23 protein-coding genes are annotated in these 16,329 nt (G+C 33.9%); all 23 read right to left on the reverse strand.

Going from position 1 to position 16,329, the window contains the following annotated elements:
- Positions 1-441, reverse strand: a complete 441-nt coding sequence (locus VIX88_RS04710; protein ID WP_214194073.1) for a hypothetical protein — start codon at positions 439-441, stop codon at positions 1-3.
- A complete protein-coding gene (locus VIX88_RS04715; RefSeq protein WP_214194074.1) occupies positions 431-1,297 on the reverse strand; it encodes a hypothetical protein in 867 nt (288 codons plus the stop codon). Before VIX88_RS04715 ends, VIX88_RS04710 begins: the two co-directional genes overlap by 11 nt.
- Positions 1,298-1,300: 3 nt before the next feature.
- Positions 1,301-2,203: a DUF6712 family protein gene (locus tag VIX88_RS04720; RefSeq protein WP_214194075.1), complete on the reverse strand. Its 903-nt coding sequence runs from the start codon at positions 2,201-2,203 to the stop codon at positions 1,301-1,303.
- A 101-nt stretch (positions 2,204-2,304) separates the two neighbouring features.
- On the reverse strand, positions 2,305-3,657 hold the full coding sequence (locus VIX88_RS04725) for a hypothetical protein (RefSeq protein WP_214194076.1): 1,353 nt from the start codon (positions 3,655-3,657) through the stop codon (positions 2,305-2,307).
- The gene (locus VIX88_RS04730; protein WP_214194077.1) at positions 3,638-3,946 is read right to left on the reverse strand and encodes a hypothetical protein; all 309 of its coding nucleotides are present in this window, start codon (positions 3,944-3,946) and stop codon (positions 3,638-3,640) included. Before VIX88_RS04730 ends, VIX88_RS04725 begins: the two co-directional genes overlap by 20 nt.
- A 45-nt stretch (positions 3,947-3,991) precedes the next feature.
- Positions 3,992-4,237, reverse strand: a complete 246-nt coding sequence (locus VIX88_RS04735) for a hypothetical protein (RefSeq protein ID WP_214194078.1) — start codon at positions 4,235-4,237, stop codon at positions 3,992-3,994.
- A 1-nt stretch (position 4,238) separates the two neighbouring features.
- A complete protein-coding gene (locus tag VIX88_RS04740; protein ID WP_214194079.1) occupies positions 4,239-4,619 on the reverse strand; it encodes a hypothetical protein in 381 nt (126 codons plus the stop codon).
- Complete coding sequence (locus VIX88_RS04745) at positions 4,609-4,848, reverse strand: hypothetical protein (protein WP_214194080.1); 240 nt, start codon at positions 4,846-4,848, stop codon at positions 4,609-4,611. Before VIX88_RS04745 ends, VIX88_RS04740 begins: the two co-directional genes overlap by 11 nt.
- Positions 4,849-4,858: 10 nt before the next feature.
- A complete protein-coding gene (locus VIX88_RS04750; RefSeq protein WP_214194081.1) occupies positions 4,859-5,149 on the reverse strand; it encodes a hypothetical protein in 291 nt (96 codons plus the stop codon).
- A 273-nt stretch (positions 5,150-5,422) separates the two neighbouring features.
- The gene (locus VIX88_RS04755) at positions 5,423-5,890 is read right to left on the reverse strand and encodes a hypothetical protein (protein WP_214194082.1); all 468 of its coding nucleotides are present in this window, start codon (positions 5,888-5,890) and stop codon (positions 5,423-5,425) included.
- A gap of 66 nt (positions 5,891-5,956) precedes the next feature.
- Positions 5,957-6,817 carry a hypothetical protein gene (locus VIX88_RS04760; RefSeq protein WP_214194083.1) on the reverse strand — a complete coding sequence of 287 codons (861 nt, stop codon included), beginning with the start codon at positions 6,815-6,817 and terminating at the stop codon, positions 5,957-5,959.
- A gap of 130 nt (positions 6,818-6,947) precedes the next feature.
- Entirely contained in the window at positions 6,948-7,334 is a 387-nt protein-coding gene (locus VIX88_RS04765) for a DUF5053 domain-containing protein (protein ID WP_079206708.1), read from the reverse strand.
- 30 nt (positions 7,335-7,364) lie between these two features.
- A complete protein-coding gene (locus VIX88_RS04770; RefSeq protein WP_154021920.1) occupies positions 7,365-7,541 on the reverse strand; it encodes a hypothetical protein in 177 nt (58 codons plus the stop codon).
- A gap of 80 nt (positions 7,542-7,621) precedes the next feature.
- Entirely contained in the window at positions 7,622-9,328 is a 1,707-nt protein-coding gene (locus VIX88_RS04775; RefSeq protein WP_214194084.1) for a hypothetical protein, read from the reverse strand.
- Positions 9,300-9,950: a hypothetical protein gene (locus tag VIX88_RS04780; protein WP_222535150.1), complete on the reverse strand. Its 651-nt coding sequence runs from the start codon at positions 9,948-9,950 to the stop codon at positions 9,300-9,302. Before VIX88_RS04780 ends, VIX88_RS04775 begins: the two co-directional genes overlap by 29 nt.
- A complete protein-coding gene (locus tag VIX88_RS04785) occupies positions 9,916-10,245 on the reverse strand; it encodes a hypothetical protein (RefSeq protein WP_014938221.1) in 330 nt (109 codons plus the stop codon). The genes VIX88_RS04780 and VIX88_RS04785 overlap by 35 nt, the downstream gene beginning before the upstream one ends.
- The gene (locus tag VIX88_RS04790) at positions 10,242-10,532 is read right to left on the reverse strand and encodes a DUF1145 domain-containing protein (RefSeq protein WP_237190420.1); all 291 of its coding nucleotides are present in this window, start codon (positions 10,530-10,532) and stop codon (positions 10,242-10,244) included. The genes VIX88_RS04785 and VIX88_RS04790 overlap by 4 nt, the downstream gene beginning before the upstream one ends.
- Positions 10,504-11,079, reverse strand: coding sequence for a hypothetical protein (locus VIX88_RS04795; protein ID WP_161398841.1), 576 nt, complete (start codon positions 11,077-11,079; stop codon positions 10,504-10,506). Before VIX88_RS04795 ends, VIX88_RS04790 begins: the two co-directional genes overlap by 29 nt.
- Positions 11,057-11,893, reverse strand: a complete 837-nt coding sequence (locus tag VIX88_RS04800) for a hypothetical protein (RefSeq protein WP_214194086.1) — start codon at positions 11,891-11,893, stop codon at positions 11,057-11,059. The genes VIX88_RS04795 and VIX88_RS04800 overlap by 23 nt, the downstream gene beginning before the upstream one ends.
- A gap of 65 nt (positions 11,894-11,958) precedes the next feature.
- Positions 11,959-12,765, reverse strand: coding sequence for a hypothetical protein (locus VIX88_RS04805; protein WP_214194087.1), 807 nt, complete (start codon positions 12,763-12,765; stop codon positions 11,959-11,961).
- Between the two features lie 58 nt (positions 12,766-12,823).
- A complete protein-coding gene (locus tag VIX88_RS04810) occupies positions 12,824-14,899 on the reverse strand; it encodes a hypothetical protein (RefSeq protein ID WP_214194088.1) in 2,076 nt (691 codons plus the stop codon).
- On the reverse strand, positions 14,900-15,715 hold the full coding sequence (locus VIX88_RS04815) for a S49 family peptidase (protein ID WP_214194089.1): 816 nt from the start codon (positions 15,713-15,715) through the stop codon (positions 14,900-14,902).
- A gap of 116 nt (positions 15,716-15,831) precedes the next feature.
- The gene (locus tag VIX88_RS04820; protein WP_214194090.1) at positions 15,832-16,326 is read right to left on the reverse strand and encodes a M15 family metallopeptidase; all 495 of its coding nucleotides are present in this window, start codon (positions 16,324-16,326) and stop codon (positions 15,832-15,834) included.
- Positions 16,327-16,329: the final 3 nt, after the last annotated feature.

Raw genomic sequence — 16,329 nt, forward strand, 5'->3', positions numbered from 1 at the left:
CTAAAATTGTATATCTAGGCTCCAGCCATTACATTGGGATTTCTTCCACACGGGGTCAAAATCTAAGCCGTTTAAATCTAGTCTTGCCGTAGGCATATAACAAGGGTCTGAGATTTTAACTATCAACAAATCCCTTACTTTTTTCATTAAATGATAAGTTCTTTCAAAAACAGCTATAAACTCATCTTCTGTAAGTTCGGAATAGTCTGTTTTTTCTAACACCAAAATTTGAGACACCATAGTATCCTTTATAGCATCTACATTGATGGCTTCTGTACCATAGCTAGGAAGTACGCCAACTAGATAGGCATTGTCTTCTTTTTCTCTACTTTCCAAAGTATTGCCCAACTGGCTATCATCTACTACTAACCACGCTTTGTTTATACCAGGTACTTCTGCTTTAATTTCTTGAAGAAGCTCGTAAAATAGTTTAGGACTCATTCCTTTTTTGTGTTTTTAAATCGTCTAAATTCTTTTTTTTCAGCTCATAAAGACGGAGTAATATTTGCCACATATTAGTTTCTCTAACGCCATTGTATGAACCAAACACTCCGCTTTCTGCTATGTCGTGAAGCACAGAGTGCATTCCTATACCTGGAATATCAGATTTTTTTTCTTCACCTGTTTCTTGATAAATGATACTTAAATCTATGCTTTTCCCCATAACCATAAGCTCTCCCCCTAAAATATATTCTTGCATAGAGGTAAAATATAGATAAAACCCATATAAATACCGAATATCTATATGCCTAAATATCCCATTAGCTTTCTTTTTAGCATTTTTAAGCTGGTAGTTTTCGTTTCTACCTAAATAGAAAATAGAAAACAAAGTACGCAGAGCTTCCACATCTCCCGTTTGAGAAAAATAAATATATTCCTCCAGCCCATCTACATACTGACCAAACATCACATCTTCAAAGCCATCTTTAGGACCGAAGTAGGTATTAAACATTTTTATGTGCGGTAGTGGATTCTTAAAATAACCGAGCTTTGTCTCTATCTTAACTCCTTCTGGCGTTTCTGTTTTATTGAAAAAACTATCTATCTTTTCGGATAGAAGAAAAACTTGCTGCCATTTTATATCATTTTTATCTATTGTTTTGGGTATAGACTTAGGTTTTTCTAAATTCAACAGAGCGTATAACGCCAAAATTCTAAACTCAAAATAATTGATTTCTTTTGAGTTCAAACAATAGATAAGTTTGGATATATCTGCATATTGCCTTCTATCACACTCGGATAGATTCTCAGGCAAAAACAATGTTTTCTTTATATCTGGAAAATCTAATATTACCATAAATTATAAATCTACAAAACCGTCATCAGCTCCAAACCCTAAAGGCAAATCTAGTTCTTCTTTAGTTTCGTTTGTTACTTTTTTATTACTAGCTATCTTTTCTTCTATCTTGAGTAAATATTTATCTGCATCTTTTTCAAACACCGTTGCCGTCTCTAAATATTCTAATTTAGTCCCTTGCTTTTTATTAGCACTCCCTGTTTTGGAATATTGTAATACTCCCTTAGGAAATAATTTAATATTAAGCCTACGAATACCCCACGCCATCGCATAATTTACTCCTGCTATTTCTATTAAATGCCTTAAATCTTCCGAAATAGAATCTCTTTCGTTAAAAATTTCTTTTCCTATTCTTGGAAGAACCTCTAGCTTATCAAACTCTCTCAGTGCTGGAATCAATTTGAAAAATAAAAGATGAGAACCATCTATATTAAATATATTTTCAAATTTTTCTATGCTATTTACAAACAAGTTGCTTGAATTATATTTTTTAGTATTTATAGAAATACCATTCTTAATCATATACTTGAGTAACCTGTCTAGATGACGATAAAACAAGTTTTCTAACCCTTCATCGTTAGATTCTATCTGCCATTCAAAAGCAGATACCATATGCTCATCTCTCCTCATAAGTCGCCCATTATTAGTAACAGATAAATCTGCTGTAGGAGCATAAATAATGTATCCCTTAAGAGCTACGGCATATTTAACCAATTCTAGCAAATCTTTATTTGCATTAGGCAAACATAACTCTTTATAAGTTTGTTCCCCTATAAGGTCTATTATTTCATCTGTAGCAGACTGCAGAGAAGACTTAAGCCTAGCAAAACGCATATCTGCATCTACAAAGCCTAATAAATCTTTGAACTCAGAGGAAAAACTTTCTTTAGCGAATAACAACTCCATAAAGTATTCTTAATAATGTATAAAACCCTAAGCCTGTACAGAACAAGGCAAAAACCACCAACATAATGGCTATATATTTGCACCCTTTAGGAGGCGTTGTATTATTCATTTCCATAATCTAGTATTTTATTTCTATCTTTCTTTGCTATCTCTTCTTGCCTTTTGGCTGTACCGTGATAAAAGCCCATCTTGAGCCTCTTATTCGGAAAGTTTATTTTTAGTGCTGCATTTATTACCTTCATCACTATCCTTTCTGGTAAATCTATACTTGAAAGCACATAGTTATTATAAGCGTAATACTGTTCGGAACCAGTATCTGACTTTCCTCCGTGGGATAAATTCCCTAGTGCCGAGTGTATGCCTATGCCAGTAGCTACAGAAGCGTCTGCTTTATTGGCAATATCTATATGGCTTTGAACCACATCTCTCATTTTCTGGTCTATAACATTTATCTCCCAGCCTAGCTCCGTAAAGTTAGCTCCATCTACATAAAGCACTCGTTCACTATGCCAAAACTTTCCTGCATTTTCAATCCCTGATAGCACCTCTTTTATTTCCGTTAATATCTTTTTCCTAAGGGCTTTAAGCATAGATTCTTTATAGTCCCTATTTTCTAGGGTACACTTTTCTTTTAGTTCGTCTCGCTTAGCGTCCCAAAACTCTTTAGGCGAAGTGATATGATATTTAATGTTAATGGCATTTTTACTTAATGCTGCTAAAAATTTAGGTACATTACTGGACTGAATAATCCAAGGTATTGAACCTAGTATATGCGGTATTGAAAAAAAGTCTGAACAAAATGTGTATAAATTAGAATATTTAATAGAAATCCCTGCTTTAAAAGGATTTTGCTCATCAAACATTGGATATACCTCGTACTCCGAAGGCTCATCTTGTTTATGAAGAATAATATGGGTAGGCGTAAATTTTTTGCCTACTACCAATGGTCTATAAGGCACGATGTGCTCAAGTTTTGCAACTTTTTGATTAGAGCCTATACGCCAGCCTTTTGTTAAAATAACCTTGGTATAACAGCCCTCTATGTGGCTATAGTCTGTATTGCATTTGGCTAAATAGCCTTCGTAATCCCAGGTATCTAGCCACTTTTGTACCTCCAAATCATCTTTGTACTCACGAACCAAAGTCCCATTTACAAACTTTTCTTCATACAATTTAGGACCTTGCCCCCAATTAAGCTGAGTTTTTTTATTTAATATTCCTGGAGCAATAGAGTTAGAATAGACTATATTTCTAATAAGTAAAGGCAACTGATTATTTTCTCCATACGGAAAAACATTCCAATCATCATACCTTGAGACAAATGGACGAGCCTCAAAAACATCTAACGGAGACCACGGCTTATGTTCCTCTCTCCTTTTATCTATTGTCTCATAAGTAAACGCACATTGCTCGTCTATATTTATGGCATTGTAATCATCTATAAACTCTATCATTTGAAATCTTTAGACCGTTAAACTTCATTAGTAATGGAAGCCAAAAATGTTTTTTTTCTCCTGTATCTGCGTCCTCATAAGCAATAAGATTTTTGGCGTAACGACTTTTGCTTTTGGGAAGACCCGCAGATAACATTGCTCTATCTATAACCTTGTAGCCTCCACTTTCGCCTCTACTCCTATCACAAGAGATAAAACCTATGCTAAATGGGATATTTTGAGACGATAATTTTCTCATCGCTCTAAGAGCATCATAGATATTTATTTCCTTGTTTTCCAAGCCTTCCATAATGCAAAAAACGGCAACTTCTTAAAGTTGCCGTGCCAAACTAATTTACAATTTATTTAACATTTCCATAGCTTTATTATAAGCTGTATCATATTCTTTTTTAGAAATTTCTTTTGTGATATATCGGCAAACTCCTACATCGTGCCAATGTTCTGCGATTATACTTTTTAGTTTTGTTTCATTTCCATTAAATACAATACAAATCCCCTTATAAAATAATTTATTTTCTGAGGTTACTTTCATATAGCATTTTTCAATAGCTAAACTTATTTCTAGATATTTTAAAGCCATTTTAAAGGATTTTTAAACTTTCTGCATATATATAAGGCACTTCTTGTATAATAGATTTTAGCTCCTTCTCAGATAGTACCGACTTAAATGCATAGATATACTCTACCTCATTATAAGACATAGACCACGAGCCTAAGCCTTGCACCGATTGTAGTTTTTCCTTTAGTATTAAAATGGAGTTAAAAAATTCCGTTCTAACTTCATACTGAGTGATGATGTTAGGATTTTCTTCCTTCTCAAACCGATTTTCTCTGTAATAGACCACAGCCGACAAGTCGTCATCTACCAAAACCATTATGTTATTTTCTCTCCTAAAAAGGCTTCCTGCTTCTATTATTTCTTTGTTAGCTAGTTCTATATCTATTGTGTTTCTATAATACATTTTCTTCTGTTTTTGAGGTTAATAAATCTTTTAAAATGTTTCTTAGGAGAGAGTGGAGCATCGCTCTTTTCTCTTTTTCTTCTTCTGCTAGGCAGTCTTCGTACAGATAGGCATCTTGGAAGACGGAAAACAAGCAGTCTTCTAGTTCGTCCTGCGAGTAGAGACCTCTAAGTATCTCTAGCTCTCTTTGGGCTTTGTCTGAAAGCCCACAAAATAAATTTTTGGTCATAAAAATAGTTTTAATAATGACCGTAAAAATTACGAACTAACTTGATGTAGCATAGATTGAAATTTCTTTGTACAGCAAAATGCTCTTTACCCTCTTGCGTGAGAACCGCAAGGCGAAATTTACCTTTACCTAGATTTTTGTAAGTGAACCTGCGGAATTTGTTCTTCTTGTAGAACTCGCAAGGGGTTTCTAATTTTGGAAGTTTAGAACTAAACCCTTTAGCAGCCTGTGCGTTGGCAAAACGGAAGATATCCAGACTACCTGGAGTACCTTCTAAATTGATAGGTTGATTGTTTAGCATAATATATAATTTAAAAAACTTGTATTTCCCAGATACAAAATACCCCCACGAGGAGGTGCTAAACAATCATTTGGGAATGACCTGTGCAGCCTCTCGACTACACCCTCCTTTGGGGGATTATATTTATTTTTTAATTTTAAAATGGGATTATCCCATATGATTGTTTAGCGTTGCAAATATATGAAATAATATTTTACTTATAAAACATAAATATGTAAAATATGTAAATATAAAAAATAGGCTGTCTCTTTTGTGGAAACAGCCTATTTATGATTATTCTAGGTTATATGTTTTGAAGTCTTTTCTACCATTATTAAAAATGGCTTTTTTAAATCCTAATTCCCTCATTTTATCAAAGTAATTTAATCTTTCATATTGCTCTAAAGTAAAATCTGTATTAAACCCAGAAATGAGTTTTATAGTTGTCTTTTCTTTACCTATTAACTCAATCGTCGTACTTCCTGTTTTAGGTTTGAAATTCTTCCCAAACTGCTCTCTATCTTCTACAGTAGGAGTTCTACCTCCTAGGTCTATCGTTGAACCATCATCTTTTTTACTATTCCTATAGTTCTCTCTAGCAGTTTGCATTTTCTCATCATACTCTAGTTCTCTATCTGTTTTGTAATTAGGATTATCTACAAGATATCCATTTTCATCCTCAATTAAAGGAGCATTACCGTTCTTGTCTTCAAAACAAGAAATAAAGAACAATGTTACCAAAAATAATAGTGTTTTTCTCATATTTTTTTTAATTTTTAAACGATTCCCATAAAAAGCCTTATCATTATCTGATATTTCATCAAATGTTTATTCTTTATTTTGAGCATCTGATATATTAACTAAAGTATCAAAATCATCAAGGTATTTTTCATCTAGCATCATTTTACTATTAAACTTAATATTTTTAGAAGTACCGTCCATATACTGTATATTGATGGAAGTTATTGTTAAATATTCTACTATATCTGTTAACCAAACAGAATCAAACGACCAAGTGGCAATATCGTAAGATTCTACGGGACCTATCCCTTTTCTATAAGTAGAAAAACTTCCTTTTCTGTATAAAACCTTATCCTCTACTGCATTTTCTCCATAAAAATTAAATGTTATATACTTAATTGTTTTTTTTGAGGTATTTAGTATTCTAAATTTAGCTCCTGTTGTATAGTCTTCAGCAGTTGCGTGTGCTTCTAATATTCCTATACCGTATTTTTCGTAACTTTTAAGTTTTTCTAGTATTCTATCTTTCATTATGTCAATATAGATAATAGAATTTTCTTTACTATTATTTACAAACTCTATATATTCCTTTGGAGACATTGAGCTAAGTATTTCTTGTGCTTTTTCTATATCAATAAATTCTCCTTTATGCATGATATTACGCTTATAATAAACCCAATTATATTCTGTTCCCATATAAAAACCAGTTATATAATACAATCCTCCACAAAACTTAATATCAGTTATATAAAAAATATTAGCATTTTCATCGCTTATATATTTAGGAGTTTCTTTTATTTCTAACTCACATTCATTTGTAATCCCTCTGTATAAGTTATCATCTTTGCTTATTGATGTGATGATGTTAGATATAGAATCCTGCTTTGCTACACTTCCAAATAATGAAGAAACTACCAAAAGACTAAATAATAGTAAAAATTTTTTCATTCTTATTTTTTTATTGTTTTTACAAAAATAACAAACTCGTTTTAAATCGTTGCAAGTTCTAAAAAACAAAAAGCCCCAAACTCGGCTCAAAGTAGGGGCGGGTGTAATAATAAATGATAATCGCAAACTATTAGATAGCTATACGAACAGAGCCTATTTTTTTACTTAAATCTTGTAGTGCATAGTTAAGGGTTTCTATCTCTTTTTCTGTAAATTTAGCAGGTTTCCCATTAACTGTATTTTCATTGATACGCTGGTAAAGCCACGATTTTGTTTTTCCAAAATATTTTTCAGCTAAATAGGACAATGAAATAAAATCACTCACTTCATCTAAAGCATTTCTTACATTTAATTTTTTCAGTTCTGATAGTTGTTCATTACCTAAGTTTAAAAAAGCTTCTCCGTATTTTTCTGGATCAGATTCTACGAGTCTTTTCATTTCTGCTAATTTTTCAGAAGCGATATCTTTACTTGACGCTTCTAAGTATTCTTTTTTTAAAGTTTCAAATGTATTCATTGTTTTATTTTTAGATAGAATATTAGAGACTTATGTCATCTCTAATATTCTTTTATTTAGTTTTTTTAATTCATCTATATACTCCTTAATCATTTCATCATATAACTTTTGAAGTTTTGGGGGCAACTTGTGATGAATTTCAATAGCACTCAATAATAACTCCTCGTACTTTTGTTTTTCTTCAATTAATTTTTCCTTTGTGGTCATTTTTATCATTTATTATTACACTACAAATATAATAATCTTTTGGTTATTACGCAAGTTTTTTAGTAACTTTTTTTATTTTTTTACTCAATAGCTTCTGGAGCATTAAACTCTACCTTCTGTTTTTTGAGTAATTGTATCCAAGGACGGCGACATATCAAATATTTGAGTGCGTCTGACATATTGGTGGAATACATTGGGCGTTTACTTAACTCTAGTTTCTCCGAAGTTTTATCCTTGAATAGCTGGTTTGTACCTCTTTTGTTTGGTTTTACGATTTGCTTCGCTACATTCATAGAAGATACAAGCTCCCTACATTGGTAACGGTCTATTAGAATACCTGGAAGCTCAGGATAAGTTCTATTCATCATCGCTTTAGCCATCATAAATTCTGTTTGTTGCTCTATATTGCCTTGGTTTCGGCTCATTAGATTTACTACCCAACCTGTACGAATACCATTCGCATCATACTCCAAAAACTTTTTAATCTCTGTCGCCCAATCTCGCCCCAGTTGTTGATACTGATTTCCAGAACGGTCATAGTACAAATCAATCTCTTTTCTTTTATGATATTTGAAAAAGTCTAAAAACTTAGAACATAACGCCTCTGAGGATTGTGGTGCTAGTGTCCAGAAATTTTTAAGCACTCTAATATATTCTTTATTAGACTGTGCCACTACCATAGAACACTGGTCTCCGAAGTCTATTCCAAGTTCAAGTTTGGTGTTGTGATTAACATAATTCAACCCTAACGAGGTTAGCTCCGCATCATCTCCTGTATTGAATTGCTGATAATACTTAAAGTTAATACCATCATCATAAATATGTTTATCCTCAAAAGCCACATAAAACTTTTGTCCTTCTTCTACCTCTGGAGGCAAGGTTAGTACGGCAGTATTAAACTCTACCATTCCTAAAGCAGCTAGAGCTGTTTTAAAGTAATCTAACCTTAAAATATCTACATTGACAAAACTAGATGCCATATAGAAAAATGTAGAATTTTTTCTAAGTCGCTCCCAAAGCTCCGAAATTTTGGCAATTTTTCGCTGCGTTTTTTGGAGTAGCCTTTTATTACGCTTTCTAGCATAATGTATAGCATCTGCTTTAGCTTCATTTAACTCTAAGGATATTTGCAGAAGATATTTCATCTGCTTTCTATTCATTTCCTTTTCTCTATCCAAAATCCAATCATACTCTCCTGGCATAATGATATTAGGATAGTCTGTAGTAAATGTAAGCCCCAAATAATAAGCTGAATGCCCAAATATAGTGGAGTCTCCACGCAAAGCAGGAAATAAACGGTCTATTCTCCTTTTTTCTAGATATTTAGTCTCATCTCCCACCAAATGTTGGTAGGAGTTACCCGCCCCAGAACTAGGCGTATCCATAGATATGTAATTAAAAAAATTACCTAGAAATGTGGAAATAGTATGTTTATAGGTTTGCGGAGCTTTGTAAGGTTTTTTAAAGTGCTGTGGAGGCGGTTTATCTACGACATAATGAATACCCTCTACCCAACCTTTACGATTCCACCCCTCAATGATGGACGGCACAACATTTTTAAGAAGATTGGTATAAGTATCTCCCACGATACCTATATAACACCCTGGCATATCGTAACAAATATCCATCAATCTCTCTGCTTGATAGTCCGTTGTCTTCCCTGTGCCTCGCCCTAAAACTAAAAACAAATTTTGTGGTTGCATTAAATCTACTAATGTTTTCAACCACGATGCATAGCGAACTTCTACATCATTAAAATCAGTTTTTACGAGGATTTTCTTCTTCATCTTCAAACACTTTAACTGGTAATATCAATACCTCTTGCTTTATTCTATCCCTTGCCTTCTCGGTAAGTTCTTTTGTATTTGCATCTATCCAAAGCTCTATCTCCTTACGGTCTTCATTTGGTAGCTCAAAATGCTTACCCATATCCATAGTATAGACTTTGAACGGCTTTCTTAAAGCATCTTCTGGAGTTTCTATAGGGTCTTCTTTGTCTAAACCTCTAAATTTAAAAGCTCGTTCCTTTATTTTAGACGCTTTTTCTATATCTGTTACAGATTCTGCTAGTGCCATAGCTAAGTTGTATGCATTATCTAAATCATCAGCGTATAAATTTCGCCAAGCTGCTTTAGATATTTCGTTATCTGAATAGAAATACTCTATGGTTTCATTGTAGAACTGAACGGCTTTTAGCCTATTTCCTTTTAAATCTGGCTCAAAAGCAATTAAATGTTTTATGATAGCCTCTTTAGTTCCAAAAACATCGTGCCTAAGTCTCATTGCCCTAATTTTATCCAATAAATTAACATACTGGAAAAATTCCTCAGGCATATCATCTATACGACCATTCTCTATCCATTCATATAAATCATCAAGATTGTAGTCCGTTAATTTCTTCTTCGCCATAGATGTATTTTTTTTTCAGTTCTGCTAAAAGCTGTCCTCTTCTTACTTTTTCTAGCTGCTGATGTGCTGTTATATTTCCACTCATAGCATTTTCCGCTAACTTCATTCCTGCATTAGCATCTACCTTCAATATCCCTCTTTCATAATGATAACGCACCTTAGAATTAGGTTTGTTCCATTCTTTCATAAAATCCCTATACGGAACATCTAAGTACATAGCTATTTTATTGGTACCATAACCCGCCCCTGCCAAATCCTCTATTTGGGTATATTCTTCATCTGATAGTAGTATCATTTCCTTTTCTTTTCAAAATAATTCATAGAGATATAGTGCATCAAAACACTACCTACCACAGAACCTATAAGATAGGTAAGCATAAGCACAGGACTATCAAAATTTTGAACGACATTCTTAATCACTAATAACCATATCCCATTACTCAGCACACTCGCTATGGTATGAAAAGCTATACTATCGCTATTTCTTGCCCTACTTACAAGCGTGAAACTAGCATTTTGTAAAACCACTAGTCCAAACATTTTAGTATATCTATCATTCAAATATTGTTTTTCTAAATTCAAATACTTCTTTTGAGTTAGCCAATACATATTGCTCTAGCTGGGCGTTTTCGCTCCAATTTCCAGACCCTTCTAATACCAAATGAAAACCATCTATTTTAAGCAAACATATTTTAGAGTGATTCCAGAAGTATTTAACATTAAAATTGCCATTATGTTTACATACCCCTTCTAACACATCTATTGTTAACGGATTTCTTTTTGGCATAGAGTCGGAAATAAGGAGCGTTACTTTTCCAACTCTACCGTTTTGCTGAAGCTCTTGCAAGGCTTCTACTACCCTTCTGCTGATACTATATGTACTGGCATACAATTCTTCTATAAAGTGTAGCTTAGCTATCCAAGGAATAAAAGTGAACGCATTAAACGCCTTTTCTGTTTGTAAAAAAAATACTTCTCCTTCTTGAGGTATTCTAACGAGTTGATTTAAGTTTTCAACTCGTTCTAAGTGTTTGTTAAGATATACTGATTTTACCTCTGGATATACTTTGCTTTTATCCTCACATAACGAGGATATAGAAAAGTATTTATTTTTCTTTGAGTCTTTCATCTACTAACTTTTGCTTTTTCTCTAACATTGCTAGGTCTTGATAAAGTTTAGATTTTCTTTCTTCATCATCTGTTTCTTTAAGGGCTTTTTTCTTTTTAGAAATATTAGCCTTTAAATTATTTTTAGCTTTAGCTAGTTCTTCAGCAGTCATCTCTTTTATTTCTTTTTCTATCCTATAGTCCTCAAAAATAGGGTGTTCTGCTAGGAAATCTTTATGCTCTTTGTAATACTCTAATTCTGCGTGAATTTCTCTATTTAACTCAAAATTTTCTAGCAATTCATTAGCAATTTTGAAAATTTGTTCCTCTGTAAGCTCAGGCTCTGCTACATTTGCTACTTTATCAAATAACTCTTGATGTAGCTCCTTAAAAGTGTGAAATGATGTAATGGCATCATTTGCTAGTATTTTCAGCTCGTTAGGACAATCTTTATCTCTTAAGAAAGGATACTCCGATGAAAACCTTAGCCCCGTTTTCTCTTCTTCGTTCATTTCCTTAAGGATATTCATAAAAATAGTCCTTGATTCTGGATTAGATTTAACCTGCTCTTCTATGGTTGAATCTACCAATAAAGTCTGCTGTACCTGTTCTTGAGTATCTTCCTTGAAATTTGCCAAATCAGCATCTGTTATTGCTAAATGCTGTTTAACATCATACTCTAGCGTTTCTAGTAATGTAGGATTAAATCCTCTAGCATTATAGGACCTTATGAGGTTAGGATTTCCGTTTGAATTTATAAAAACGCCTAATAAGGCATTGAATCTTTTAACTTGGTCTTTTTCTGTTTTTAAAATTTTTATCGCTATATTTTTCATCGTATAATATTTATTACAAAAAACGGCAACTTAAATAAGTTGCCGTGCTAATCTAATTTATAAGGCTATCTCCTAGCGACTTCCACCAAATAGGTCTTATCAGCAACCGTAACCCTAAAGTCTATAACGGCTCCCTCTAACGCTATCCAGTCTGCCCCATCTTTAGTTAAGACGGCTACCGCTCCAGATGCATTATTTTTTATCTTATACGGATCAGCTCCACCACCTCCTATGAAACTAACCGTTTGCCCATGTTCAAAATCTGAACTTGAAAAACTAATATTAGCTGTTGTAGAAGCAGAAGCTAACTTCACCACATTACCATTAGCACTAGATAAGGCAAAGCTAGAACCTGTAGCTTGAAATGGATTTGCAAAAGAAATAGGACCGTTATAGAACATCACTCTATCATCGTTCAGCATTTCCTGCTCAAAAGTAAGAGTAGTTACATTACCATCTTTATCATCTTTAGTTGCAGGAGATAATTTCATTGGGTGACACTGGCTACCCATTACCTTATACTCAGAAGTGCCACAGCCTCCATAGAATATTATAAACCCTTCATTAGCATATCTTTTAAGAAAAGACATAATTTCCTTTTCTGTACCAGGGTGCTCTCCTACAAATTTGTTTTTACTTCCCATTCCATCTGGATTTCCTCCAGCTTCAGAAGTTGCAGCTTGTGTAGATGGCGTCATGTACAACTTTATGAAAGTGGCTCCTGGTTTAAAGATATAGTTACCTTCTAATGTTACCAAATCCGCACCTACTACTGGGTGTTTTATAATTTCTTTATTTAAAGCTAATATTGCTTCGCCTCTTTTTGGAGTTGGTAACCCCGCATTGCTTGATGCTTTTAAAACTTGTCTCATTTTTTTTAATATTATTAAATCTAGGCAGCAACCAAAGCTACTGCCTAGTATTGGTTAATTATCCTTTATTGATTTCCACCCAAACATTGTTTACAAAGACTAAGTCTAAGAATTTGCTAGGTGCATCTAGTACCACCTGACTATCTACCTTGATGTTTCCATCTACGGTATCAATCGTTAAGGTCTTACCTTCTGCAGCTTGGATTCTCAAACGGTTGCCTTCTTCACCACCTGTAATGGCTTCTAGAGTTCCATTTTCTCCTTTATACACATATTCGTCTGCTTTATAATCTAAAGACAATGTGTCAAAAGATTTATAAGTAGGTTCTAGGGCTGGAGAAGTGGTTCTACTTACTTCTTTATATGTTCCATCTGCTTTTTTAATCAGAGTTAAATCACCTCCTGTTTTAAGGTTAAAGTCCTTCGTTAAATCTAATTTTGCTCCTCTTTTAACCTTAACTTCTGAAGCAAAAGAAATATCCCCTCTAATTACCAAAATATCTCCTACATTACCTGTAATCTCAACAATATCCGTTGTAAAGTCAATATCTGGTTTTACACGGTTGTGTCTTACTTCTAAGATACCTGTCTTATTATCATAACAAGTAGCGAAGAAATCAGAGTTAAACAATGGCGTATTATTCGTCCAAATCATCTGCTTAGCCAAAGCGAGTTTATCGCCTGGTACGGTAGCTAAACCGATATGGTTAATACCAATACCAATTCTGTAATCTGCAAATGCATAAATATCTCTTAAGAATTTCTCTATTGTAAATAGCGACTTTTCCTCTGGCTTGTATTCAAATACCTTAATGTTATCCATTGTGGTAACAATAATAACATCTGAACCTTCTAACCATTGTAAAGGAACAAACTTAATATTTGTATAATCTTTAGGCGTTTCTGGATAACCTTTGTAATCGGTATTACCACCATAGATTTGCTCTGCTCTACGCTTATAGTCTAAAATTTTAGACGGCGACATTAACATTTGTAACTGCTCTGTACTTCGTACATTCTCTGGTAACTGTTTAATAAAGCTATCTACATAATCTAAAGCATTGGCAAAGGTCCATCTACCTAAGTTAAAAGGTCTGTACTTGTTGGCTAGTCTAGCATCAAAAATGAGTTTTAGCAAACCATCATTCCTATGTAAATAATGCCCAGGTTTGTCTTTTTCTCTTTCTTCTGGTGTTGGCACCCAAACCCCTCTAATCAACACATCTGCATCTTCTTGTCTAGCTTTCTTTAAGAATTCACCCAACAAGAAAACGATAAACGGCATTTTATAGGCTTGGTTACCTACTTTGTTAAAGCCATTTAACCAGTTCGTCTCTATCTTCTGCATCTCCCAATAATTAAACTGTAAGTCAATCTGAGTAGGACGCACAAACATTTCTTCTGCTTTAAAAACAATATCGCCTTTTGGAGCCCATCTGGCTTTTCTAGGCTGGGTAACATTAGCCACAGAAATAGTTGCAGACATTAGTCTATCCATTACACCCGTAACTCTTGGCCAATGTTCTGGCAAATTAAAATAAGAGTTGAATAAAGACTCTATTTTCTCTGGATAGGTTCTTACATAATCTAAGAACTCATCGTTCATTCTTTGAATAACTACAGAACTTTTAAAGTCTGTTGTAGAACCTTTAGCTCCTGCTAATGCTTTCGCATTCCATGGCGAAGAAGCCTCCCAAAATTTACCTTGCAACCCAAATAATTGCCCTCCTTGTTCAAATACTTTTTCTGCCACGCCTATTTCTTTTACTTGCTTTACCACTTCTTTCACCACATCTTCTGGCTCTCCAGATAGCTTCTCTACTTTGGCTTTTAAATCCTTGTTTTCTTCTAGCAGTTGGTCCACTTTGGTGGTCAATGCTCCTAACTTGTCCTCTTTGGCTTTAATGTCTTCACTAGATTGTTCCAGTTTAGATTTTACCTCAGAAAGTTCTTCCTTAACAGATTTCACTTCCGCTAGTTCTGCATTAGCTTGTTCAATTAGAAGCTGTGCTTGTTCATCTCCTAAGAGTTCTGTTAATTTGGTAGATTGCTCGTTGCTGAGTTCTACTTTGTTTTCTTTTTGGGCGACTTCTTTAATGCTTAGAAGTGCCGCTAACATCTTTAAAAACTTCATCTATTTATTTATTTTGGTTAATTCTGATTTAGCAAGAATAAGATTGTAAGCTTCGGTTATCCCACCAAAGCTATCTGCTAAGCCCACATCTATAGCGGATTGAGCTGTATATGTTTTACCAAAGATGGCTTCTTCTTTTATCTTAGGTCTAGCCTCTTTAACTTCTTTCTGAAATCTTTGGGCTAATACAGATAACCTTTCTTCTAGTGCAGAAAAATTACCCTCTAATGCCTCTACGATAGCTTGATTTTTATCCTTACTTTCTTTAGGTCTAATAATTTTAATTTCATTGTTTGGCTTTTCAAATACTATCATAGCTCCTATACTTCCAACTTCTGCTGTAAAATCATTATTCAGCATGATATGGTCTGATAGCATAGAAGCTATCCAATAATGTAACGAACAAGCTGTATCAACTACAGAAACTATAGGCTTAGTAATTTTACCTTTAAGAGCTTGAAACAAAGTAATTGCATTAGCATTTCCTCCAGGACCATCCATGAAGAGAATAATCCCTTTAATTTCTTCGTTATTTTGAGCTTTCATTATTTCAGAAGCAAAATACTCTGCCCCATAATCGCACCCAGTATTATACTTGGTCATAGGACCAATCATAGAAATAACAGCCACTTTGTCCTTTTCAATAATATCTCCACTAGCTAAAGATTCTCTTTTTGAAAGAACCGTATAAACCAATGGCTTTTCCGCATCTGTTATTTTACCTGATAAGATATTATCTACTATTGGTCTATAATAGTTGGGAGTTGGTGTTTCCATCAACCAAACATCTCGTAGTATTTCTGATAGTATATTCATACTGCGAAATTGAAAAATACCACCTTTACATTATGCCAAACTATTTTTACATAAAGTGTATCCATTAAAAAAACCACCGTTATGGTGGTTTTTGTTTTTACTTGCATTTGACGATATTAGAAACTAACATATTCTGTCTTTTGCCTATTATATAACCCTTGCAAATCTGCAATAGACTTACCAAAAGTTTTTTGAAAGTGTGGAGGGTCAGTAAATCTCCAATCGCCGCCCCAAGTCCAACCATAGCGTTTAAATATAGCTACAATTTCTTGCCAATCTGCTACTTTATCATTGTCAAAGTCGGCTTTTGTGTCCCACACAGCTGTTTCGTAAGTTCCGTTATTGTCTTTATCTACTAATAGGCAGATATCAATAGCCAGTCCATAATTATGGTAAGATTGTCCACCTTTTGCATTGGTTACTCTTCTTCCTTTTTTTGTTCTACCTATTGTGTAGAGTTCATCTTGTTCCTTGAAAGTTCGGAGTGTGTGAGTAAATCTACAAATAGCTTTTCCTGTAAGAGCCTCGCAAATTTCCTTATAAATAGCTTTAGCTTCTTCCCTTAATTTTGGGTGCAAAAGTTCAATTCTTTGTAGTGTGATTTTATCCATTTT

Source organism: Riemerella anatipestifer (genome assembly GCF_035666175.1).
GTDB lineage: Bacteria > Bacteroidota > Bacteroidia > Flavobacteriales > Weeksellaceae > Riemerella > Riemerella anatipestifer_D.

Excerpts from the sequence above, each read along its gene's own strand:
- VIX88_RS04710 (WP_214194073.1), bottom strand. The coding sequence starts at position 441 with ATGAGTCCTAAACTATTTTACGAGCTTCTTCAAGAAATTAAAGCAGAA.
- VIX88_RS04715 (WP_214194074.1), bottom strand. The coding sequence starts at position 1,297 with ATGGTAATATTAGATTTTCCAGATATAAAGAAAACATTGTTTTTGCCT.
- VIX88_RS04720 (WP_214194075.1), bottom strand. The coding sequence starts at position 2,203 with ATGGAGTTGTTATTCGCTAAAGAAAGTTTTTCCTCTGAGTTCAAAGAT.
- VIX88_RS04725 (WP_214194076.1), bottom strand. The coding sequence starts at position 3,657 with ATGATAGAGTTTATAGATGATTACAATGCCATAAATATAGACGAGCAA.
- VIX88_RS04730 (WP_214194077.1), bottom strand. The coding sequence starts at position 3,946 with ATGGAAGGCTTGGAAAACAAGGAAATAAATATCTATGATGCTCTTAGA.
- VIX88_RS04735 (WP_214194078.1), bottom strand. The coding sequence starts at position 4,237 with ATGGCTTTAAAATATCTAGAAATAAGTTTAGCTATTGAAAAATGCTAT.
- VIX88_RS04740 (WP_214194079.1), bottom strand. The coding sequence starts at position 4,619 with ATGTATTATAGAAACACAATAGATATAGAACTAGCTAACAAAGAAATA.
- VIX88_RS04745 (WP_214194080.1), bottom strand. The coding sequence starts at position 4,848 with ATGACCAAAAATTTATTTTGTGGGCTTTCAGACAAAGCCCAAAGAGAG.
- VIX88_RS04750 (WP_214194081.1), bottom strand. The coding sequence starts at position 5,149 with ATGCTAAACAATCAACCTATCAATTTAGAAGGTACTCCAGGTAGTCTG.
- VIX88_RS04755 (WP_214194082.1), bottom strand. The coding sequence starts at position 5,890 with ATGAGAAAAACACTATTATTTTTGGTAACATTGTTCTTTATTTCTTGT.
- VIX88_RS04760 (WP_214194083.1), bottom strand. The coding sequence starts at position 6,817 with ATGAAAAAATTTTTACTATTATTTAGTCTTTTGGTAGTTTCTTCATTA.
- VIX88_RS04765 (WP_079206708.1), bottom strand. The coding sequence starts at position 7,334 with ATGAATACATTTGAAACTTTAAAAAAAGAATACTTAGAAGCGTCAAGT.
- VIX88_RS04770 (WP_154021920.1), bottom strand. The coding sequence starts at position 7,541 with ATGACCACAAAGGAAAAATTAATTGAAGAAAAACAAAAGTACGAGGAG.
- VIX88_RS04775 (WP_214194084.1), bottom strand. The coding sequence starts at position 9,328 with ATGAAGAAGAAAATCCTCGTAAAAACTGATTTTAATGATGTAGAAGTT.
- VIX88_RS04780 (WP_222535150.1), bottom strand. The coding sequence starts at position 9,950 with ATGGCGAAGAAGAAATTAACGGACTACAATCTTGATGATTTATATGAA.
- VIX88_RS04785 (WP_014938221.1), bottom strand. The coding sequence starts at position 10,245 with ATGATACTACTATCAGATGAAGAATATACCCAAATAGAGGATTTGGCA.
- VIX88_RS04795 (WP_161398841.1), bottom strand. The coding sequence starts at position 11,079 with ATGAAAGACTCAAAGAAAAATAAATACTTTTCTATATCCTCGTTATGT.
- VIX88_RS04800 (WP_214194086.1), bottom strand. The coding sequence starts at position 11,893 with ATGAAAAATATAGCGATAAAAATTTTAAAAACAGAAAAAGACCAAGTT.
- VIX88_RS04805 (WP_214194087.1), bottom strand. The coding sequence starts at position 12,765 with ATGAGACAAGTTTTAAAAGCATCAAGCAATGCGGGGTTACCAACTCCA.
- VIX88_RS04810 (WP_214194088.1), bottom strand. The coding sequence starts at position 14,899 with ATGAAGTTTTTAAAGATGTTAGCGGCACTTCTAAGCATTAAAGAAGTC.
- VIX88_RS04815 (WP_214194089.1), bottom strand. The coding sequence starts at position 15,715 with ATGAATATACTATCAGAAATACTACGAGATGTTTGGTTGATGGAAACA.
- VIX88_RS04820 (WP_214194090.1), bottom strand. The coding sequence starts at position 16,326 with ATGGATAAAATCACACTACAAAGAATTGAACTTTTGCACCCAAAATTA.